Raw genomic sequence first — 21,214 nt, 5'->3', positions numbered from 1 at the left:
CGAGTGGACGTACGCGCCAGGCATAACCTGACCATCACTGGAAATGCCAACGGTCCGGTAATCATGCTTGCGCACGGATTCGGTTGCGACCAGAACATGTGGCGGCTGATCACCGACCGGCTGCACGAGGAGTTCCGCGTTGTCCTGTTCGATCACGTCGGTAGTGGTGGATCCGACCCAGCGGCGTGGGATGCCGAGCGATACACCAGTTTGCAGGGATATGCCGACGACGTTTTGGCCATCATTGCTGAGCTGGACCTGCGGAATGTGATTTTTGTAGGGCATTCGGTGTCCGCGATGATCGGGGTTCTTGCCGTCGTCGCCGAGCCCGATCGCTTCGAAAAGCTAATTCTCGTGACGCCGTCGCCGCGGTATATCAACGACGGCGATTACATCGGCGGCTTTACCGAAGCCGATATCGATGGCCTCTTGACCGCGCTGGAAAGCAATTACCTCGGCTGGTCGGCGACCATGGCGCCGGTGATCATGGACAACCCGGATCGGCCGGAACTTGGTGCAGAACTCACCAACAGCTTCTGCCGAACAGATCCGGCGAAGGCGAGTGTCTTCGCGCGCACCACGTTTCTTTCCGACAACCGCGCCGACCTCGCCCGGGTGAGCATTCCCGCGTTGGCAATCGAATGCGCTCGAGACGCCATTGCGCCTCGGTCGGTCGGCGAATTCGTCAAACGCGAAATTCCTGATTGTCAGCTCGTTACCCTCGACGCTGTCGGGCATTGCCCTCAGCTCAGCGCACCGGAGGCGACCGCTCGCGCTATCGCGACGTTCGCATCAGCATCGCCGTGACCGAGCAAGATGTAGTTCCGCTGCTCGAAGACAGCGCGGAGGATTTGTACGAGAACGCGCCCTGCGGTTACCTGTCGACGCGCATGGACGGCACTATCGCGAAAATCAATGCGACGCTGCTCGGCTGGCTCGGTTATGACCGGTCGGAGGTGGTGGGCCGGCGGCGTTTCTCCGACCTGCTCACGGTCGGCGGAAGAATCTATTTCGAAACACACTTCGCGCCCTTGCTGCAAATGCAGGGCGAGGTGCGGGCGGTGGCCCTCGAGATGGTCGTCGCCGACGGCACCGCGCTGCCGGTGCTGGTCAGTGCGCGGGTGAAAACCGATGCGACCGGGCGGCCTTTGCTTATTCGGGCCACGATTTCCGACGCCCGTGACCGGCGCGCATACGAACAGGAATTGTTGCGTGCCAAACGCGCAGCCGACCGCGAGCGGGCATCGGTCCAACTGCTCGCAGCGACATTGCAGCGCAGCCTCATTCCGCCCTCGCTGACCCAAGTGCCCGGCGCCGAGGTCGACGCGTACTACCATTTCGCCTCTGCCGCGGAGGTGGGCGGCGATTTCTATGATCTATTTCCGCTCGGTGCCGGCCGCTGGGGATTCTTCCTCGGCGACGTGTCGGGTAAGGGCGCCGTCGCGGCGACTTTTACGTCGTTGACCCGATACACCCTGCGTGCCGCTGCCGTTTATGACGCCGATCCGATTTCGGTGCTGGGGACACTGAACGAGGTGTTGAAACAGGAGTATTCATCAGCTGATCCGCGATTTTGCACGGTCATCTTCGGCGTATTGGCGCGCGATGGCGATGGCTTTCTTGTTGACCTTGCGAGCGGCGGGCACCCGCCGGCGCTGATGCTGCGCTCGGACGGCAGCGTCGAATTCATCGAGACGCCGCACGGTCAACTCGTCGGCATCCTGCCGGAGCCGCACTTTGTCGCTGCGTCGATACGTGTGCGCCCCGGCGACACCCTTGTCCTCTATAGCGACGGGATCACCGAAGCACGGATCGGTCGCGGTCGCTTCGATGACGACGGCGCGCTACGCGAATTCGCTGCCGCTCATTCGCCGTCCACCGCGCCATCGATAGTCGCCGACATCAAAAAGCTGCTGGAAAGCTTCGGCGACGGGCTGCAAGACGACGTGGCCGTACTCGCAGTGAGTGTTCCGGCGTTGTAGCCGCTACGTCGGATCCGCTTCGGCAAACGTGATCCGATTGTTTACTGGATCGATGACCGTGAATTCGATTCCACCCCACTCCGGATGTTCGAGTCCCGGCCGGTTGTTCTTGTAGCGCTTAGCGATCAGTTCGGCGTGGAGTTCGCGGACGCCCTCGATTTCGACTCGCACATGGGCGCCGGGCGACCCGTCACCGTGATGTTCGGAAATGTGAAAAACGATGCCGTCGCGGCTCACCTGCATGTAAAGGGGCGTATCTGGTTCGAATCGGTGTGACCAGTCCACGGTGAATCCCAGCCAGTCGAGGTAGAACTCGCGTGCTTTCGCCTCGTCGAAGCTGCGCAGGATGGGAACAGTTCGCAGGTGACGGGGCATGGCTGGAGAGTACAAGTTCCGACGCGATGCATCGAGTCTGCCGCGGGACACCAGGTACCAAATGGGGCTCGAATCTAGCCCCTGGTGTCCCGCGCGAGCTGAGGCAAGTCGGCACAATGGCACCCGACCCCGATGCATGGGAGGTGTGCGGTGCTCGGCCTGGAACTCGTGGTGACCCTCGGCCTGGCTGTGTTGGCCGGCAATCTCATCGGCCACCGCTTCCGGGTTGCCCCGCCCATCCTGCTGCTCGCCATCGGTGTGCTGCTGTGGTTCATCGTGCCGCTGCGGTCGGTGCACCTTCCGCCGCAGGCGGTGCTGCTTTTGTTCCTGCCGCCGCTGCTGTACTGGGGAAGCTTCACCACGCCGCTGCGTGGGATTCGTCGGGATTTACGCGGAATCCTGGCTACATCAACGGTTCTGGTCATTGTCACCGCCGCCGCGGTGGCGGGCGCCGCCCATTTGCTGGGACTGCCGTGGGGACCCGCCTGGGTCCTCGGTGCCGCGGTTGCGCCGACGGACGCGACGGCAGTCACCGCGCTGGCGCGCATGCTGCCGAACCGAGACGTCACCCTGTTGCGTGCCGAAAGCCTCGTCAACGACGGCACCGCCCTCGTGGTGTACGGCGTTGCCGTGGGAATCACGGTCGGGAACGAGCATTTCAGCCTGCCGCACATCGGCTGGCTGTTCGTGGTCGCCTATCTCGGCGGGTCGGCCTCGGGCGCATTGGTGGCGTGGTTGGTGGTGCGAGTGCGCCGTCGCCTCGATGATCCGTTCCTGATCAACGTGGCCATCATCTTGACGCCGTTCGCTGCCTTCCTGCTTGCCGAGGAGATCGGTGCGTCCGGTGTGCTGGCCGCGGTGGTGGCCGGCTTGATCATGAGTCAGGCAGCCCCCCGCATGGGTCGTGCCGACGCTCGTCGGCAGACCGATGATTTCTGGTCCCTGTCCACCTTCTTGCTCAACGCCAGTCTGTTCGTACTCGTGGGTTTGGAATCGCAGTCGGCGGTTCGCAATCTCACCAGCATTTCCATTCCGCGCGCCGTCGTGGCGGTCGGTGTGGTGGTGCTGGTGCTCGTGGCGGTTCGCATGGCATTCCTGTTCGGGTCCGCGTATGCGCTCGGACACATCGACCGGCGGTTGAATCCCGAAGCGGCCCACCTGAGCAACCGTTCGCGCGTGGTGATCGGGGTGGCGGGCTTCCGCGGCGCCGTTTCCCTCGCTGCTGCGCTGGCGATCCCGGAGACGCTCGCCACCGGTGACCCCTTTCCGGACCGCGACACCATCATCTTCATCACGGCCGGTGTCATCGCAGTGACGGTGGTGGCGCAGGGCCTGCTGCTGCCAGCGGTGGTGCGGTGGGCGCAACTACCGCGCGACAACACGCTCAAGCAAGAGCGGCGCTTGGCCGAAACCCTCGCCACCAAAACGGTGTTGGCGGAGCTGCCCAAGGTCGCCGCCGAGCTGGGCGTCGAAAAGGAGGTCGCCGAGCGACTCGAGCGCGAGTACACCGAGCAACTGCTGACGCTCAGCGCCCCCGACGATGACCCGGCAATCCGGCACGACCAGCAGTACGCAAAGTTGCGATTGGCAATGCTGTCGCGCAAACGCGCCATTGCGATCAAACTGCGCGATGAGCGGCGCATCGATGACACGGTGCTCCGCCAGATCCAGGCAACCCTTGACATCGAGGAAGTGCGGCTCGCTCAGCGGCAACGAACCGAATAACTCACCCGGCTGCGGTGGCGGAACCTGTCACTTCGAGGCGGTGCGGAGCGGTGTAGATGTTCATAGTTTCCCCGCGCAGGAACCCCACGAGGGTCAGGCCATGCTCGGCGGCCAGATCCACGGCTAGCGAGCTCGGCGCCGACACGGCAGCCAGCATGCCGATGCCGGCCGTCACCGCCTTCTGCACCAACTCGAACGACGCGCGGCTGCTGACGACCAGCACGAGATCACCTGCCGGAATTCGATTTTCGCGCAACGCCCACCCGATCACCTTGTCCACCGCGTTGTGCCGACCGATGTCCTCCCGGACGGCCAGGACGGTCCCGTCGGCAGTGAACAAGCCGGCCGCGTGAATGCCGCCGGTGGCTTCGAAAACCTGCTGGTGGGCCCGGAGTTTTCCGGGCAGCGTGGCTAGCACTCCCGTCTCGACAATGGGGGTGCAGTCGTGCATGGGGAAGTGGGCGCGGGTGGCAACCTCTTCGAGAGCAGCCTTCCCGCACAGTCCGCAGGAACTGGTGGTGAGGAAGTTGCGCACCGGAATCGGTGTGGTCGTGCGCAATTGAACGTCGAGCACGTTGTAAGTGTTATGTCCGTCCGAGTCGGTGCCGGCGCAGTACCGGGCGGAAAGAACATCGTCTACGTAGCCGATGATGTTCTCACTGAACAGAAATCCGTGCGCAAGGTCGACGTCGTTGCCCGGTGTGCGCATGGTGACGGTCATCGATTGACCGTTGACGCGCAGTTCAAGCGGTTCCTCGACCGCCAGCGTGTCGGGCCGCCGAACCTGACCGGTCTGTGTGATGCGAATCGTCTTGCGGCGTGCGGTGACTCTACTCATGCTCGGCTCCCACTCGCTCCGGTCCTCCGTTGCCGGTCGATTCCGCGCCGCCTCCGGTCCTCGCTTCGCTGCGGGTCCTCACCGGCGCTCCATCTCCTCGCGGCTGCGCCGCTGCGATCCTCACTCGCTGCGCCTTCGCTACTCATGCTCGGCTCCCACTCGCGGTTTGTAGTCGGTGCTTGGGGGCGGGCCGTGTCTGGCTCCGGTTGCTCTGGATCAGGAGCGCGACCGAGAGGCCCGCAATCACACCTATCACCGTGTCGATACCGCGGTCGATGAGCAATGTCATCGGATCGCTGGGCTCGGCCAGCTCGGTCATCAACATGATCAGCGGCGTGAAGAATCCCAGCGCCATCCCATAGTGGCGCGCCATGAACAATTCGGTGGGGAAGAGCAACGCCATCACCAGGATCGCCAGCCAGGTGGCAGACAGGTTGGGCAGCAACAACAATGCGGTGACGCCGAGACCCACGAAGGTACCGACCACCCGGTGAATGCTGCGATGCACGACACCTTGCATGCTACCGCCGACACGGCTGCGGGCGCTCGCGGACGCCAGCGGGACCGCGGCCGCCGCCGTCGCCCAGTTGGCGTGGTCCATGCCCAGCAGCACACCCACCCCACCGGCCGCGGCAACGGCGACGCCGTAGCGCACCGCATGGATACCCACGCCGTTGGTCTGCGGCCGCGACACAGCCTCTGCGTTGGGGTCGAGGCGACCGTAGTGTGCCCGTAGCTTGCCCACTACAAAGGTGACAAAGAGCGCGAACAGTGCAGTAGCGACGCAGATCCACAACCCCACCCAGGCCGCCACTCGCTCTGGCGGGACCGTTGCCAGCGCGCCGAGGGCGAACATCCCGAAGAACGGACCCTCCGGCCGCAGGCCGAGTCGGTCGGTAACCACCGAGGTGATGGTCGCGAACACCACCTCCGCGAGAACCAGCAGCCACGGGCGAGCGTCGATGCCCGACAGTAGGATGCCGAGACCGGAACCGACGATCAGCACCACCGCGGCCTGCGATTGATGACGCAACCGCAGGCGCGGTGTTTCCGCTCGCCCGTACATGCCGGTGAAGGACCCGAAGACGGCGTAAATGATGAGATCGGGCCGACCCGCCAGTAGCAACGCGATGCCGGGAACGACGAGGCCGATGGCCACCCGGCCCGCGTGCAGGTGATCCTTTTCCGCCGGGCCGAGGCTGGCAAGCTGGCGGGCTTGTGCCAGGACTCTGTCCAACGAAATTCTCCATTCGTCTCGGCGGCAACTCAGGTCGAGTGCGCCACGGTGACCTTCAAGTTCTTCATGATCGGCTGGTCGCTTTGCGTGCTGTAATCGCCGATGGCGCACAGTACGTTCATTTCCGGCATGTAGCCGGCGGCACAGCCGGGCGGAATGTCGTACGGAATTGCCTTGTACCGGTGCACGCTCCGGGTGCTGCCGTCCCGCGCGGTCGCGGTGATGTCCACTTCGTCGAATTCGGCGATGCCGCGCTCACGCATGTCGTCGGGGTTCATGAAGATCAGCGTGCGCAGGTTCTTGATCCCGCGGTAACGGTCGTTGTCGGAATAGATCGTGGTGTTCCACTGGTCGTGTGAACGCATGGTCGCCAGCAGCAGCGTTCCCGGGGCGACGATGTTGTCGTCCGGGAGTGCTGCCGAAGAGAATTCGGCGCGACCCGACGGTGTCAGGAAGATCAGTTCGCGTGCTGGCTGGCGGATGCGGAAGCCGAGCGGCAGTCGTACCCGGCGGTTGAAATCCTCGAACCCGTCGAGCACTTTGGCCATGGTGTCGCGGATGCGGTCGTAATCCTCGACGTAGTGCTCCCATGGGGTTTGGCTGTTCGGCAGCGCCGCCTTGGCCATGCCCGCAATGATGGCCGGCTCCGAAAGCAGGTGTGGAGAAGCGGGTTTGCGCATCCCCACCGACAGATGCACCATGCTCATCGAGTCCTCGACCGAGGTGGCCTGGATCCCGCCGCGCTGGTGATCTTTCTCGGTACGTCCGAGGCACGGCAGGATCAACGCCTGCCTGCCATGTACCAGATGGCTGCGATTGAGCTTGGTGCTCACCTGCACTGTCAGCTCGCACTTGCGCAGCGCCGCAGAGGTATACACGGTGTCCGGCGCCGCGAGCACAAAGTTGCCGCCCATACCCACGAACACCTTGACGTCGCCGCGGTGCATCGCCTCGATGGTGCCGACGGTGTCGAGGCCGTGTGCGCGCGGCGGTTCGATCCCGCACACCTGGCCGAGCCGGTCCAGGAACGCGTCGGTGGGCCGGTGGTCGATGCCGCAGGTCCGGTTGCCCTGCACGTTGCTGTGACCGCGCACAGGGGACGGTCCGGCGCCTTCGCGGCCCAGATTGCCGCGCAGTAGCAGCAGATTGATGATCTCCCGCACGGTGTCCACGCCGTGCTCGTGCTGGGTAACGCCGAGGCACCAGCTGATGATGCTGCGGTCCGACTCGCAGTAGACTCGCGCGGCCTTGCGAATGTCTTTGCGGCTCACGCCGGAATTGCGCTCGATCTCCTCCCACGAGGTTGCTTCACACACCGCGCGGTACTCGTCGAAACCTTGCGTGTAACGCTCGAGGAACTCCGAGTCGATGGCCTTCGGATCCGTACGTGCTTCTTCCAGAACGGCTTTCGACATTCCGCGCAGCAGCGCCATGTCGCCGCCGATGCGCGGCTGCAGGTTCAGGGTGCTCGTGCGAGTGGACTTGAAGGCGGCCATCCGCATGAAGTCGTGCGGGATGATCGTGCGTCGGGCCGCCGCCTCGATGAGCGGATTGATGTGCACGATCTGCGCGCCGCGACGGTAGGCCTCGGCGAGCGCGGTGAGCATCCGTGGGGCGTTCGACGCCGCGTTGACGCCCATGATGAACAGGGCGTCGGCGGTCTCCCAGTCTTCGAGGTCGACAGTGCCCTTGCCGGTCCCGAGCGATGCCTGCATGGCGCGGCCGCTGGCCTCGTGACACATGTTGGAACAGTCGGGCAGGTTGTTCGTGCCGAGTTCACGGGCCATCAACTGGTAGAGGAACGTCGCCTCGTTGCCGAGTCGACCGGAGGTGTAGTACGCGGCCTGGTTGGGGTCGTCGAGGGAAGCCAGCGTGTGACCGACAAGCTCGAACGCCGCGTCCCAGCTGATCGGCTCGTAGTGGTCGGTGTCGGGGTTGTAGACCATGGGCTCGGTCAGCCGGCCCTGGTTCTCGAGGTCGAATTCGCTCCAGGTGGACAGTTCTTCGACGGTGTGGGCGGCAAAGAAGTCTGCGCCCACGCGTTTGCGGGTCATCTCCCACGTGACGTGCTTGATGCCGTTCTCACAGATGTCCAGGCGTAGGCCCTTGGTGTCGTCCGGCCACGCGCAACCCGGACAGTCGAAGCCGCCGTTCTCGTGATTCATCTTCATGATCGCGCGCGACCCGGCCAGCACCTCGTGTTCGCGCACCATGAACTTGGTGACGCTCTTGGCCGCGCCCCAGCCCGCCGCCGGGTGGTGATAGGGGTGGAACTCGTGTGGTTTGCCGTCGGTTTCCTCGCCAATGGGGACAACAGCGTCCGCCGTGGTTTCTTCAGCGCTGATCTGATCTGTCATGACCCGAGGCTCCTGTCGTCGGCGGCTCTGGCAATTCTTGCGCCGCGCGGGCTCGGGCGTCCAAGACACTGTTCTTTTTGGTTGATAGGTACAGCCGATCGAGCCGAGCGGAGCGCGAACCGGAGCCGACCGATCGATTCAGCGTTAGGCTTTGATCATGGTGGGCGGCAAATTCCTGGAGTGGCCGGTCATTCGCCAGTTCCGGTCTGGCGACGTCCTCGGTCGCGGTCCGGCGGTCACGTCGCCGCATACCCGCGCCATCGAACCACGGACCTCGACCGCGGACCGCGTGGTGCAAAGCGTGTGCCCGTATTGCGCGGTGGGCTGCGGCCAGCGGGTGTACGTCAAGGATGAGAAGGTCGTCCAGATCGAGGGCGATATCGATTCGCCGATCTCGCGTGGCCGTCTCTGCCCGAAGGGCGCGGCCAGTGAGCAGCTGGTCAATTCGCCCGGCCGCCAAACGAAGGTGCTCTATCGCGCGCCGCGCGCCACCGAATGGAAGCATCTGGATCTCTACACCGCCATCGACATGATCGCGGACCGGTTCGTGCAGTCCCGCCGCAACACCTGGCAAGACCACGACGAGCAGGGCCGGTTGCTGCGCCGCACCATGGGCATTGCCGCGCTGGGCGGGGCGACGCTGGACAACGAAGAGAACTACGTCATCAAGAAGCTCTTCACCGCCGCGGGCGCTATTCAGATCGAGAATCAGGCCCGTATTTGACACTCCGCCACGGTTCCCGGTCTGGGAACCTCGTTTGGCCGCGGTGGCGCCACACAGTCGCTGCAGGACATGGCAAATGCCGATTGCATAGTCATCCAGGGCTCCAACATGGCCGAGTGCCATCCGGTGGGTTTCCAGTGGGTTGCTGAGGCAAAAGCGCGCGGAGCCAGGATCATTCACGTCGACCCGCGGTTCACGCGTACGTCGGCGGTGGCGGACCGCCACATCTCCATCCGGGCCGGCTCGGATGTGGTGCTGCTCGGCGCGTTGATCAATTACGTGATTTCCCATGACCTTTGGTTCAAGGAATACGTCATCGCCTACACCAACGCGGCGACGCTGGTGAACGAGAATTACCGAGACGCCGAGGATTTGGGTGGATTGTTCTCCGGCTTCGATCCGGAATCCGGCCAGTACGACACATCGACGTGGGCATACGCGGAAGCGGACGGGGATTCGGCCGCCGACCACGAGCACGGCGCCGGCGCCTCCAAGCGTGCGGCCGGCGACGAGCACGGCAGCGGTGGGCCGAGCCTGGCGACTGCAAAAGTGCTGCGTGATGACACCTTGCAGGATCCGCGCACAGTTTTCCGAATCGTGGAGCGCCACTACGCCCGCTACACCCCGGAGATGGTTCGCGACGTCTGCGGCATAGGGCTCGAGGACTTCGAGTACCTGGCCCGCTCGATCACGGAAAACTCTGGTCGAGAACGCACTACGTGCTTTGCCTATGCCGTGGGCTGGACGCAGCACACCCTTGGCGCACAGTTCATTCGAACCGCGACAATTCTGCAGTTGTTGTTGGGCAACGTCGGTCGACCGGGCAGCGGCATCATGGCGCTGCGGGGGCACGCGAGCATCCAAGGGTCCACCGACATTCCGACACTGTTCAACCTGCTGCCCGGCTATCTGGCGATGCCCAAGGCCGGCACTCACGACACCTTCGAGCAGTACCTGGACGCCATTGCCTCCAAGAAGCAGAAGGGATTCTGGGCCGACGCCGACGCGTACTTCGTCAGCCTGCTCAAGGCATGGTGGGGCGACGCCGCGCGGGCCGACAACGATTGGGCCTTCGACTATCTGCCGCGCCTCACCGGACCGCACGGGACCTATCAGACCGTCACCGGCATGCTGGCCGACGAGGTGGAGGGTTACTTCCTGCTCGGCCAGAACCCAGCGGTCGGGTCGGCGAACGGCCGAATGCAGCGGCTCGGCATGGCACACCTCAAATGGCTGGTGGTGCGCGACCTGAACCTCATCGAGTCCGCCACCTGGTGGAAGGACGGACCGGAGATCGCTTCCGGCGAGTTGCGTACCGAAGACATCGAGACCGAGGTGTTCTTCCTGCCTGCCGCGACGCACGTGGAGAAGGCCGGATCTTTCACGCAGACCCAGCGGTTGCTGCAGTGGCGACACAAGGCGCTCGCGCCGCCGGACGAGTGCCAGAGCGATCTCGAATTCTTCATCGAACTAGGCAACCGGATCAGGGCCCGCCTGGCCGGTTCGACCGATGAGCGCGACCGGCCGTTGCTCGACCTGACGTGGGATTACCCGGTCGATGAGAACGGCGAGCCCGATCCGGAGTCGGTGCTGGCAGAGATCAACGGCTATCACCTGACCGGGCCTGATGCGGGCAAGACGCTGTCGTCGTACACCCAGATGCGCGCCGACGGTTCCACCGCCGGTGGTTGCTGGATCTATACCGGCGTGTATGCGAACGGGGTCAATCAGGCGGCGCGTCGAGTCCCGCGCGGCGGAAGTTCGCCGAGCCAGCACGAATGGGGCTGGGCATGGCCGGCAGACCGGCGGATTCTCTACAACCGCGCCTCTGCCGATCCGGATGGCAAGCCGTGGAGCGAGCGCAAACGCTACATCTGGTGGGACGAGCAGCATGGTCGCTGGGTCGGCGATGACGTGCCCGACTTCCCGGAGGACCGCGACCCGCACGCCCGTCCCGATCCCGACGTGGGTGGCCCCGCGGCGCTGGCCGGCGACGACCCCTTCGTCATGCAATCCGACGGCAAGGGCTGGCTGTTCGCGCCCAAGGGCATGCTCGACGGGCCGCTGCCGACGCATTACGAACCGCAGGAATCTCCGGTTGCCAACGCTTTGTACCCGCAGCAGCAGAACCCCTCGCGGGTGCTGTTCCCGCGCACCGACAACCTCAGCGCGCCGAGCGCCGGGGAACCGGGTGCGGACGTCTACCCGTACGTGTTCACCACGTATCGGCTCACCGAGCATCACACCGCGGGCGGGATGAGCCGCTGGCTGCCCTACCTGTCGGAGTTGCAGCCGGAGATGTTCTGCGAGGTGTCGCCCGAACTCGCCGCCGAGCGCGGGCTCGAGCCGTACGGCTGGGCCACCATCGTCTCGCCGCGCGCAGCGATCGAGGCGCGGGTGCTGGTTACCGAGCGCATGACCCCCATGGTCATCGGCGGCCATACCGTGCACCAGATCGGGCTGCCGTATCACTGGGGCGTGGGTGATGACGCCGTCGTGAGCGGCGATGCGGCCAACGACCTGCTCGGCGTTACCTTGGACCCGAACGTGCAGATTCAGGAATCCAAGGCCGGTTCGTGCGACATTCGGCCGGGCCGACGCCCGCAAGGGGAGGAACTGCTGCGGCTGGTGGCCGAATACCAGAACCGTGCGGGTGCGACGATCGAAACCGACAACGTCCGAATCACGGACCCGGGGAGGGAGGGCTGATGGGACAGTTGGCCGGACCGACCGACCCGAGCGCCGACGCGCGTTGGCCGAAACGCAAGCCGCGCAAGGGTTTCTTCACCGACACCTCGATCTGCATCGGGTGTAAGGCGTGTGAGGTGGCCTGCAAGGAATGGAATCACAATCCGCGCGACGGGGATCTGGAACTGCTCGGGTCGTCCTATGACAACACCGGTGCGCTTGGTGCGAGTACCTGGCGCCACGTCGCGTTCATCGAGCAGAGCCAGGAAAGGATCGCGCAAGCGCGCGAATCTGGTCGGGCGCTGGTCGAATTGGGCATGCCCGCGATCGGGTCCCAACCAGACACCTCACCCCCGAATACGCCGGAATTCCGGTGGCTGATGTCCTCGGACGTCTGCAAGCACTGCACGCACGCCGGTTGCCTCGACGTGTGCCCGACCGGGGCGCTGTTTCGCACCGAGTTCGGCACTGTGGTGGTGCAGGACGACGTGTGCAACGGCTGTGGGACGTGCGTGGCAGGCTGCCCGTTCGGGGTGGTCGAGCGGCGCTCGGACGGGACGGCCGCGCCGGGCACACGCAACGTCGGCGTCGCCCAGAAGTGCACGCTCTGCTACGACCGCCTGGTCGAAGACCAGACGCCGGCGTGCGCGAAAACCTGCCCCACCACGTCGATCAAGTTCGGTGATCATGACGATCTCGTTGCCCAGGCCCGGGCGCGGGTGGCTCAGCTGCATGCCGAAGGACTCACGGAGGCAAGGCTTTACGGTGCCAACGAGCTCGACGGCGTGGGTGGCACCGGCTCGGTCTTCCTGTTGCTCGACTCCCCGGAGGTCTACGGTCTGCCGCCCGACCCGCGGGTGCCGACCGCCGATCTGCCGCAGATGTTCAAGCGCGCGCTGGTCGCCGGTGCCGGGATGTTCGCCGCGGCGTCGCTGGCCTTCTGGAAGGGACGTTAGTGAGCACGTCGGAGTACGACAGCCTGCGACCGCCCGAGCCGACGGGCCCGCGTCGGCGCGGCGGTAACCGGCGCAGGCGCCAAGGCGGCGGTGACGGCTCGCGGGAAATGCCGATGGTGCCGGAGGCCGAATTCAGCTCGTATTACGGCCGTCCCGTCGTCAAGCCGGCGCCTTGGGGTCACGAGGTCGCTGCCTACCTGTTTCTCGGCGGTGTCGCGGGCGGCTCCGGACTGCTCGCGGCCGGCGGTCAACTCACCGGCCGTCCGATACTGCGCCGCAACTGTCGGCTGTCCGCCTTGGTCGCCGTGCTGCTGAGCGCGGCCGCGCTGGTCCGCGATCTGGGCCGGCCCGAACGCTTTTACAACATGCTGCGCACCATCAAGCTGACCTCGCCGATGAGCGTCGGTTCCTGGATCCTCAGCGCGTTCAGCGCAGGCACATCTGTCGCCGCGGCTGCCGAGATCGACCGGATGACCGGCGACCGGCTGCCCCTCGGGCCGCTGCGGCCCGTGCTGCACGCCGTCGAGGGCCTGGCCGGACTGGAGGCGGCGGTGTTCGCGCCGCCGCTCGCGGTGTATACGGCCGTGCTGCTTGGTGATACGGCAACGCCGACGTGGAACGCCGCGCACGAAGATCTACCGTTCGTCTTTGTCAGTTCCGCGAGCCTGGCGGCGTCGGGCCTGGCCATGGTCACCACACCCGTCGCCGAAACCGGCCCGGCCCGCAAGCTCGCGGTGCTCGGCGTCATCGGCGATGTGGTGGCCACGCGGGTCATGGAGCACCGCATGGACCCGGTGGCCGCCGAACCGCTGCACCACGGCAGGCCGGGTCAGATGCTGCGGTGGAGCGAGCGCCTCGCCATCGCGGGCGGACTCGGCGCGCTGCTCGGTGGCGGCCGACGGCCCGTTGCGGTCGCCTCCGGTGTGGCGCTGATGGCCGCGTCGGCGTTGACCCGGTTCGGCGTGTTCGAGGCCGGCATCGAATCGACGAAGGATCCGCGCTACACCATCGAGCCGCAGAAACGACGCCTGGCCGCTCGCCGCGCGGCCGGCGTCACCGGCGACTCGATCACCACTGCCGGCTGAATATGCCGACACTGACGCAACTGCTCGTCGACATCCGTGCCTGCACTCTGTGCGCCGATTTGCCATGCGGTCCGCGCCCGGTACTGCAGGCCGGACGGTCGGCCCGGCTGAGGATTATTGGGCAGGCGCCCGGGCGAAAGGTGCATCAAACCGGAATTCCGTGGGACGACCCGTCCGGTGTGCGACTGCGCGAATGGCTGGGGCTCACGCCGGCGGAATTCTATGACCCCGACAAGGTCGCCATTATGCCGATGGGTTTCTGCTATCCGGGTAAGGCGGTTTCTGGCGACAATCCGCCGCGGACCGAGTGTGCGTCGCAGTGGCATCCGCCGTTGAATGCCCAGATGCCCGACATCACGTTGACGTTGCTGGTCGGCCAGTACGCGCATGCCTATTACCTTGGCCGGAGACGTAAGTCGTCGCTGACTGAGACGGTCCGCGCCTGGCGTGAATACCTGCCTGACGGATTTGTTCCGCTGCCGCACCCGTCACCACGAAACCAGCCGTGGCTGTCGAAGAATCCCTGGTTCGAAAAGGAATTGGTGCCCGCCATCCAGGCCGAAGTCCGCGCGATGGGACTCTAGCCCCACCCCCGCGCGGCTCGCGCACTCCAACCCCCGCGCTGATCACGACCAAAAGGCTCGAAAAATCCCGGTTTCGTCGACCATTCGGTCGTGATCACGGCGAGAAGAGTTAGTCGATTTTGTGCAGGGCAGATCCTTTGTGCATGGCGATGTGGTCGGTCTTGTCGCTTTTGATTTCGTATTGCGGATGGTCGGGACTGGCGTGGTGGGTGTGTCCCTTGTAGTCGACATCTTGAGTGTGCACTTTGATGATCTTCCCGCTGACGTGACCAGCCTCGGAATTCCACGCGACATGGTCGCCGACTTTGAAAAGCTCACTCATTTAGCGCACCTCGATTCCACTGCCGACTACGGTCTCGCCGATCACCGGATACCCGGGAATTTCGCCGACTACCAACAGCCCCCCGGAGGTCTGTGCGTCGGCAAGCAGCAGCAGGTCGTCTTCGCTCACTCCGGGCCCGGCTACCAGGTGCGGTCGGACCCAGTCGAGGTTGCGGCGCGTACCGCCCGAGACGAAGCCGTCGCGCAGTGCCGCGAGCGCGCCATCGACAACCGGCACCGCGGCGCGGTCGATCACGGCACCGACGCCGGAGGCCCGACACATTTTGTGCAGGTGCCCCAACAGCCCGAAGCCGGTCACGTCGGTGGCCGCCCGCGCACCCGCCGCGAGTGCGGCTTCGGCGGCGTCGCGATTGAGTTGCGTCATGGTGGCCACCGCTTCGGTGAAGACCTCTCCGGTTCGCTTGTGCCGGTTGTTGAGTAGGCCGACGCCTATCGGTTTGGTGAGGGTGAGCGGCAGCCCGGACTCGGCTGAATCGTTGCGAAGCAACCTGTTTGGGTCGGCAACCCCGGTAACCGCCATGCCGTACTTCGGTTCCGGGTCGTCGATCGAGTGCCCGCCGATCACCGGGCAACCCGCCTCGGCCGCCACCGCGAGTCCACCGCGCAGCACTTCCGTCATCAATTCGAGCGGAAGCTTTTCGCGCGGCCAGCCCACCAGGTTGATCGCGACCACCGGACGCCCGCCCATCGCGTAGACGTCGGAAAGCGCGTTGGCCGCAGCGATCCGGCCCCAGTCGTAGGCGTCATCGACCACCGGGGTGAAGAAGTCCGCGGTCGAGAGCACCGCCAAGTCATCACGCACCAGCACGGCAGCAGCGTCGTCACCGCTGTCGAGTCCCACCAGCACGCCGTCACCGGCCTGCCCGGTCAGATCGCGTACGGCGTCTTCGAGTTCGCCTGGCGGGATCTTGCAGGCGCAGCCGCCGCCGTGTGCGTAACTGGTCAGTCGGATATCGCTCACGCACTCGACCCTATTGGGTTTCGCTCACCGTCTACACGTTTCGCTCCCCGTACAACAGACGCGAACAGTCAAATGCGGGAGCGAAACGCGCAAGTCAGGCTACGTTGAAAGCTGTGATTTCTTGTGGCGCTGCACTAGATACCGGAATCTTGATCCTTCGACTCATCCTCGGCCTGACCATGGCCGCGCACGGCTACAACAAGTTCTTTGGCAGCGGCGGGATTTCGGGTACCGCCACGTGGTTCGACAGCATCGGCATGAGACCGGGCAAGGTCAACGCCATCGCAGCAGCGACGACCGAATTGGCAGCTGGCCTGTGTCTGGCCGCCGGACTGCTCACGTCGTTTGCCGCAGCGGCTTTCGTTGCGCTGATGCTTGTTGCCGTGTGGACGGTGCACCGTCACCACGGCTTTTTCGCTATGAATGAGGGCTGGGAGTACAACCTGGTGCTCGCGGGTTCGGCGGTCGCGGTAGCCACCATCGGCGCCGGCGGGTTCAGCCTCGACTATCTGCTGTTCTGTGGCGCGGGGTTCGCTGACGTGCTGCGCGGTTGGGGCGGGTTGGCGCTCGCGGTAGTCCTCGGTGTCGCTGCCGGAATCGGTCAATTGCTGGTGTTCTTCCGGCCACCGGCGAAGACCACCGCGTCCTGAGACGCGATAGGTTGGGCTCGGAGGCGTTTGGGTTCCTGGTGGGCCCCCCGGTCTTCAAAACCGGTGAGACCGAGCATCTCGGCCTGGCGGGTTCGATTCCCGTCCGCCTCCGCCAGCTTTCTCCTCAGGAGGGCTCGTGACGCAGACCGACCGGCGCCGGTTCATCCCGCGCACCGACCACTTGCTGTCCTTGCCCGCCGTGCAGAGCGCGCGCGAGCACCACGGCGAGCACGTCATCCGATCGGTTATCCAGGCGACCCAGGAACGGGCTCGTCGAGGTGAGATCGGGCCCGAGGAGGTCTCCGAAGTAATCGCGGCAGCGCTTCAGACGCGCAGGGCCACCACTTTGCGTCCGGTGCTCAACGCGACCGGCGTTGTCGTGCACACGAATCTTGGCCGTGCGCCGTTGTCACCCAATGCTGTTGACGCGCTCGTCGCCGCGAGCGGGTATGTCGACGTGGAACTCGATCTCACCACCGGCGCGAGATCGCGTCGTGGCGTCGCGGCGCGGGAGGCGCTGCTGGCTGCCTGTCCCGCTGCTGAGGATGCGCTCGTGGTCAACAATGGCGCTGCCGCACTGGTTTTGGCCACCACCGCCCTGGCGGCCGGTCGGGAGGTGGTGGTCAGCCGCGGGGAGCTGATCGAGATCGGCGCCGGCTTCCGGTTGCCCGACCTGATCGCCTCGACCGGTGCCCGGCTGCGCGAGGTCGGCACGACGAACCGAACCCATTTCCGCGACTACGCGGATGCGGTGGGTCCGGAAACCGGCTGCCTACTCAAGGTGCACCCCAGCAACTTCCGGGTCGACGGGTTCACCGCATCCGTGTCGCTGGACGAGCTGCGTCAGATCAGGGGAGTGCCGATTGTTGCGGACCTCGGCAGTGGCTTGCTCGCGCCAGACCCACTGCTGCCCGACGAGCCGGACGCCGCCACGGCACTCACCTCCGGCGCCGACGTCGTCACCGCCAGCGGCGACAAGCTGCTCGGTGGTCCGCAGGCCGGAATTGTGCTCGGCCGAACCGATGTGGTGGGCCGCATGGCGCGTCATCCCCTCGCGCGCGCCGTGCGTACGGACAAACTCGCGCTCGCGGCACTAGAGGCCACCGTTGCGGGCGGCCCGGCACCAGTCGTCCAAGCCCTGCACGCCGATCCGGACCGGCTGCGCGTCCGCGCCGAACGCATTGCCGATGCAGTGGGAGCGTCCGTGGTCCCGCACGACGGACGGGTCGGCGGTGGGGGCGCTCCCGGCGTGCCGTTGCCCGGCTGGGCGGTGCGGCTGCCCGAGGAAGCGGCGCGACGGTTGCGCCTGGGTGATCCGGCGGTGCTGCCCCGAGTACACGACGGCGCCTGCCTCATCGATGTGCGTTGTGTACCCGAAGCTGATGACGACCGGCTGCTGCGGGCGGTGGAAGCCGCGTTGAAGCACTGACATGCGCCCGGGTTACGTCGTCGCCACGGCCGGTCACGTCGATCACGGCAAGAGCACCCTCGTGCGTGCACTCACCGGAATGGAGCCCGACAGATGGGCTGAAGAACGTCGGCGCGGTCTGACAATCGATCTCGGATTCGCTTGGACCACACTGCCTTCTGGCCGCGACGTGGCGTTCGTCGACGTTCCGGGGCACGAACGCTTCCTCGGAAACATGCTGGCCGGGCTTGGGCCGACGCCTGTCGTGTGTTTCGTGGTTGCCGCCGACGAGGGGTGGCAGGCGCAGTCCAGCGATCACCGCGATACCGTTGCTGCACTGGGGATATCGCATGGGCTCGTCGTGATTACCCGCACCGACCGCGCGCCGGAGCGGGTGGGCGACACTCTCGCGCAGGCCCGGGGCGAACTGGCCGAGACCGGCCTCCGCGACGCACCCGCGGTGGCGGTATCGGCTGTCGAAGGCACCGGGCTGGGCGAGCTGCGGACCGCCCTCGACGGTGTCTTGGCCGCCCTGCCTGAGCCGTCGACCAGTGGTCGGGTGCGGCTCTGGGTGGACCGCTGTTTCACCATCGTCGGTGCCGGCACCGTGGTGACGGGCACGCTCGCGGCAGGCACCCTCGCGCGCGGCGATGCGCTGGCGGTGCCGGGCCACGAGCGCCCGGTGGTGATCCGTGGGTTGCAAAGCCAAGGGCGGACGCACGATTCGCTCGGTCCGGTGCGTCGGGTCGCGGTGAACCTGCGCGGAGTGTCGTCCGACGAAATCAGGCGCGGCGACGCACTGCTCACTCCCAACGCGTGGCCCACGACCAGCACGGTCGACGTGCGGCGCACCACGGGAACCGAATTCACCGAGGCGGCAGAGCAGCTCACCGTGCATGTCGGCACTGCCGCCGTCCCCGCGCGGCTGCGCCCGTTCGCCGCCGACCATGCCCGACTCACGCTGGACCGGCGTCTCCCGATTGTGCTCGGGGACCGCCTTGTCCTGCGCGATCCCGGTAGTCGGCGGGTGCTCGGCGGCGCGCAGGTCCTCGACGCCGATCCGCCGGGGCTACGGAGACGCGGCGACAGCCGGCGCCGAGCTGATGCGCTCGCGGCCATGGACCCCTCCGGCGATGTGGACGTCGAGGTGGCCCGGCGCGGTGCTGTCCAGGAAGTGCACCTGCGTCGCCTGGGCCTGCTGGACAACCTGCGGCCCGACGGCGTGCATGTGATCGACGGTTGGTGGGTGCACGCGGACACCTTCGAGGCGTGGCAGCAGCGACTACGTGCCGCGGTCGAGGCGTTGCATGAGCGAGACCGGTTGGCTGCCGGGCTTTCCCGTGGGGCGGCGCGAGACCTGCTGGCGCTGCCGGACGACGCCCTACTCGATTCGGTCGTGAAGGCCGCGGGCCTCGAGCAGAACGGTGGACATATTAGGCGGGCGGGTATCGGCGACCTCGGCCCCGCCGAGCGGTCGATTACCGAACTCGAAACCCGACTGCGCGCCAACCCCTTCCACGCACCCGAGGCCAAGGAACTGGCCGAGCTCCGGCTGGGTACCCGGGAACTCGCCGCGGCCGAGCGTGCCGGACGGGTGGTGCGCTTGGCCGATGGAATCGTGGTGCTGCCCACTGCGCCGGCACTGGCCATGCGTGAACTCGCCAGGCTGGCACAGCCTTTCACCACTAGCGAGGCGCGGCAGGCGTTGGGAACCACGCGTCGAGTCGTCATTCCGTTGCTCGAACACCTCGACGCCCGGGGATGGACCCGTCGGCTCGATGCCGGGCATCGCATGGTTGTTAAATGAACACATTGCGGCGGCGCTCCACTTTAGCCGTGTTCGCTGGCGAATCGGGCCTCGAATCGTCATGACTGGAGTCCCACCGCACGATCGGCCAGACCTATCACCTCCTCGGAAATTCCTGTTGGACCTGGTCGGTCGCAATCGGGCAGGCTTGGTCTGTGGTGCAGTCAGACTTCCTGGTGATCGGTGAGACGAATATCGCCCGCCGCGTGTGCGCTGCGTTGGCAGATCGCGGCGACCAGGTTGTCCACCTCGCCGAGCCGGGCGACGACCAGCTGCGAAAGACGCTGCGTCATGGTGACTTTGCGGTAGCTGTGGTTACCCATGACGATGTGGTCGCGTTGCGCTACGCGCTCGCCGTGGCGCACATTGCACCGCGGGCCAGACTCGTCGTCACGATCTTCGACCGCACCATCGGGGAACAGCTGCGCCGCCTGCTGCCCGGTTGCGAGGTGACCTCGCCCGCCGAGCTGGCGGCTCCTTCGCTGGCCGGACCATGCCTGCGCGCCGAGTATCTGGCCGTCAAGCTCTCGCCCACCGGCCCGCTCGCACTGGTCGGCGGCGATGGTGCAATGCGGTGGCGGCCCGCGCACATCGAACGGACGTCGTGGGTGAACGAGCAGATCGGATCAGTGCGGGGCGTCCTGCACGACGCCGGAACAAAGATCATGGTCATGGGCCTTTCCGGGCTCCTTGCGGTCATCGTCGTGGGCTGGGCGTGGACGGCGCTGGCAGGCCACCCCGTCACCGAATCGCTGGAAGAATCGGTGCAGGTGGTCACCGCCGGTGCCGCGAGCTACCTGACCAACGATGGGTATGCGATCTTCGCCTCGCTTGCCATGTTTGCGGCCATCTTTCTCACCGCCATGGTCACCGCTGGGCTGGTGGAGCGGCTCCTCGGTCCGCGACTGCTCGACTTCTTCGGCGCACGGGCGCTGCCGCGCTCCGGACATGTGGTGGTTGTCGGCCTAGGCCAGGTGGGTCTGCGGCTGTGCCTGGAACTGAAGGCGCTGCGGGTGCCGGTGGTCGCCGTCGAACGCGATGCCCACGCCCGAAACCTACGTCTGGTCCGCGACCTGCGCATCCCGACGATCGTCGGGGACGGCGCGGACCGGCACACCCTCGACCGGGTGTCCCTGGGGCGGGCGCGCGCGTTGGCGGCAGTGGGTTCCGATGATCGCGACAACATCGCCGTTGCCATCGCCGCGCAAGCGGTGCACGCTGGCATCGACCTGGTGCTGCGAGCAGGGGAGCAGGAGGCACTCGCCGAAACCCGCTCGTTGCTCGCGCTCGGGACGACGCTCGATGTCACGGTTCTCAGCGCGGCCTACGTGTGTGCGCGACTGCTCGATCTCCCCGCTACTGGCGTGGTGATGTCCGAGGCGCAGCTCTACCTCGATTGTGCGGCCGGGCAATTCGTGCGATTCTCGCCGTCGGAGCGCGATGGATGCGCACACATAGCGACCGTCAAAGCGCAGCGGCCCTGATAAGGAGACAC

The 21,214-nt window shown here is 65.9% G+C and carries 17 protein-coding genes and 1 tRNA gene; 12 read left to right on the top strand and 6 right to left on the bottom strand.

Annotation, left to right across the window (positions count from 1 at the left end):
- The first annotated feature begins 3 nt into the window (after nt 1-3).
- Together FOS14_RS14225 and FOS14_RS14220 are read left to right on the top strand one after the other, a co-directional pair.
- The gene (locus tag FOS14_RS14225; RefSeq protein WP_143771460.1) at nt 4-807 is read left to right on the top strand and encodes an alpha/beta fold hydrolase; all 804 of its coding nucleotides are present in this window, start codon (nt 4-6) and stop codon (nt 805-807) included.
- The gene (locus FOS14_RS14220) at nt 804-1,982 is read left to right on the top strand and encodes a PP2C family protein-serine/threonine phosphatase (protein ID WP_255450333.1); all 1,179 of its coding nucleotides are present in this window, start codon (nt 804-806) and stop codon (nt 1,980-1,982) included. Before FOS14_RS14225 ends, FOS14_RS14220 begins: the two co-directional genes overlap by 4 nt.
- 3 nt (nt 1,983-1,985) lie before the next feature.
- Here the strand turns inward: FOS14_RS14220 and FOS14_RS14215 are convergent, their stop codons facing one another.
- Nucleotides 1,986-2,357 (bottom strand): glyoxalase superfamily protein, encoded by a 372-nt coding sequence (locus FOS14_RS14215; protein WP_143771459.1) that lies wholly within the window; start codon nt 2,355-2,357, stop codon nt 1,986-1,988.
- Nucleotides 2,358-2,507: 150 nt separating this feature from the next.
- Here FOS14_RS14215 and FOS14_RS14210 point away from each other — a divergent pair, with 150 nt between their 5' ends.
- Nucleotides 2,508-4,082 (top strand): Na+/H+ antiporter, encoded by a 1,575-nt coding sequence (locus FOS14_RS14210; protein ID WP_143771458.1) that lies wholly within the window; start codon nt 2,508-2,510, stop codon nt 4,080-4,082.
- Between the two features lies 1 nt (nt 4,083).
- Here FOS14_RS14210 and fdhD read toward each other — a convergent pair whose 3' ends face one another.
- The 3 genes from fdhD to FOS14_RS14195 all read right to left on the bottom strand — a co-directional run bounded on the left by fdhD (nt 4,084) and on the right by FOS14_RS14195 (nt 8,514).
- Entirely contained in the window at nt 4,084-4,920 is an 837-nt protein-coding gene (fdhD, locus tag FOS14_RS14205; RefSeq protein ID WP_143771457.1) for a formate dehydrogenase accessory sulfurtransferase FdhD, read from the bottom strand.
- 142 nt (nt 4,921-5,062) lie between these two features.
- Nucleotides 5,063-6,157, bottom strand: coding sequence for an FUSC family protein (locus FOS14_RS14200; RefSeq protein ID WP_143771456.1), 1,095 nt, complete (start codon nt 6,155-6,157; stop codon nt 5,063-5,065).
- A 29-nt stretch (nt 6,158-6,186) separates the two neighbouring features.
- A complete protein-coding gene (locus FOS14_RS14195) occupies nt 6,187-8,514 on the bottom strand; it encodes an FdhF/YdeP family oxidoreductase (protein WP_143771455.1) in 2,328 nt (775 codons plus the stop codon).
- 157 nt (nt 8,515-8,671) lie between these two features.
- On the opposite strand from FOS14_RS14195, the gene fdh reads away from it, so the two are divergent.
- The 4 genes from fdh to FOS14_RS14175 are packed head-to-tail and all read left to right on the top strand — an operon-like array spanning nt 8,672 to nt 14,551.
- Nucleotides 8,672-11,947 (top strand): formate dehydrogenase, encoded by a 3,276-nt coding sequence (gene fdh, locus FOS14_RS14190; RefSeq protein ID WP_143771454.1) that lies wholly within the window; start codon nt 8,672-8,674, stop codon nt 11,945-11,947.
- Complete coding sequence (locus FOS14_RS14185) at nt 11,947-12,882, top strand: 4Fe-4S dicluster domain-containing protein (RefSeq protein ID WP_143771453.1); 936 nt, start codon at nt 11,947-11,949, stop codon at nt 12,880-12,882. Before fdh ends, FOS14_RS14185 begins: the two co-directional genes overlap by 1 nt.
- Entirely contained in the window at nt 12,882-13,967 is a 1,086-nt protein-coding gene (nrfD, locus tag FOS14_RS14180) for an NrfD/PsrC family molybdoenzyme membrane anchor subunit (protein ID WP_143771452.1), read from the top strand. The genes FOS14_RS14185 and nrfD overlap by 1 nt, the downstream gene beginning before the upstream one ends.
- A 2-nt stretch (nt 13,968-13,969) precedes the next feature.
- Nucleotides 13,970-14,551 carry a uracil-DNA glycosylase family protein gene (locus FOS14_RS14175; protein WP_143771451.1) on the top strand — a complete coding sequence of 194 codons (582 nt, stop codon included), beginning with the start codon at nt 13,970-13,972 and terminating at the stop codon, nt 14,549-14,551.
- 109 nt (nt 14,552-14,660) lie between these two features.
- Here FOS14_RS14175 and FOS14_RS14170 read toward each other — a convergent pair whose 3' ends face one another.
- Both FOS14_RS14170 and selD read right to left on the bottom strand, forming a co-directional pair.
- On the bottom strand, nt 14,661-14,873 hold the full coding sequence (locus tag FOS14_RS14170) for a DUF2945 domain-containing protein (protein WP_143771450.1): 213 nt from the start codon (nt 14,871-14,873) through the stop codon (nt 14,661-14,663).
- Nucleotides 14,874-15,854, bottom strand: a complete 981-nt coding sequence (selD, locus tag FOS14_RS14165; protein WP_143771449.1) for a selenide, water dikinase SelD — start codon at nt 15,852-15,854, stop codon at nt 14,874-14,876. It abuts the gene before it with no gap.
- A gap of 146 nt (nt 15,855-16,000) precedes the next feature.
- Here selD and FOS14_RS14160 point away from each other — a divergent pair, with 146 nt between their 5' ends.
- From FOS14_RS14160 to FOS14_RS14140, 5 genes are all read left to right on the top strand, one after another.
- Nucleotides 16,001-16,504, top strand: coding sequence for a DoxX family protein (locus tag FOS14_RS14160; RefSeq protein WP_143771531.1), 504 nt, complete (start codon nt 16,001-16,003; stop codon nt 16,502-16,504).
- 19 nt (nt 16,505-16,523) lie between these two features.
- Nucleotides 16,524-16,619: transfer RNA gene (locus tag FOS14_RS14155), tRNA-Sec, on the top strand.
- Between the two features lie 21 nt (nt 16,620-16,640).
- The gene (gene selA / locus FOS14_RS14150; RefSeq protein WP_143771448.1) at nt 16,641-17,933 is read left to right on the top strand and encodes an L-seryl-tRNA(Sec) selenium transferase; all 1,293 of its coding nucleotides are present in this window, start codon (nt 16,641-16,643) and stop codon (nt 17,931-17,933) included.
- 1 nt (nt 17,934) lies between these two features.
- The gene (gene selB / locus FOS14_RS14145) at nt 17,935-19,719 is read left to right on the top strand and encodes a selenocysteine-specific translation elongation factor (RefSeq protein WP_143771447.1); all 1,785 of its coding nucleotides are present in this window, start codon (nt 17,935-17,937) and stop codon (nt 19,717-19,719) included.
- Between the two features lie 155 nt (nt 19,720-19,874).
- Nucleotides 19,875-21,203: an NAD-binding protein gene (locus FOS14_RS14140; RefSeq protein WP_143771446.1), complete on the top strand. Its 1,329-nt coding sequence runs from the start codon at nt 19,875-19,877 to the stop codon at nt 21,201-21,203.
- Nucleotides 21,204-21,214: the final 11 nt, after the last annotated feature.

The organism is Skermania sp. ID1734 (assembly GCF_007489285.1).
Taxonomy (GTDB): Bacteria; Actinomycetota; Actinomycetes; order Mycobacteriales; family Mycobacteriaceae; genus ID1734.
Note: the sequence above shows the minus strand (reverse complement) of the source record. Positions and strands in the feature narration are given on the sequence as shown.

What these genes read in the sequence shown, in the direction of transcription:
- FOS14_RS14215 (WP_143771459.1), bottom strand. Translation starts at nt 2,357, where the DNA reads ATGCCCCGTCACCTGCGAACTGTTCCCATCCTGCGCAGCTTCGACGAG.
- fdhD (WP_143771457.1), bottom strand. Translation starts at nt 4,920, where the DNA reads ATGAGTAGAGTCACCGCACGCCGCAAGACGATTCGCATCACACAGACC.
- FOS14_RS14195 (WP_143771455.1), bottom strand. Translation starts at nt 8,514, where the DNA reads ATGACAGATCAGATCAGCGCTGAAGAAACCACGGCGGACGCTGTTGTC.
- FOS14_RS14185 (WP_143771453.1), top strand. Translation starts at nt 11,947, where the DNA reads ATGGGACAGTTGGCCGGACCGACCGACCCGAGCGCCGACGCGCGTTGG.
- FOS14_RS14175 (WP_143771451.1), top strand. Translation starts at nt 13,970, where the DNA reads ATGCCGACACTGACGCAACTGCTCGTCGACATCCGTGCCTGCACTCTG.
- FOS14_RS14170 (WP_143771450.1), bottom strand. Translation starts at nt 14,873, where the DNA reads ATGAGTGAGCTTTTCAAAGTCGGCGACCATGTCGCGTGGAATTCCGAG.
- selB (WP_143771447.1), top strand. Translation starts at nt 17,935, where the DNA reads ATGCGCCCGGGTTACGTCGTCGCCACGGCCGGTCACGTCGATCACGGC.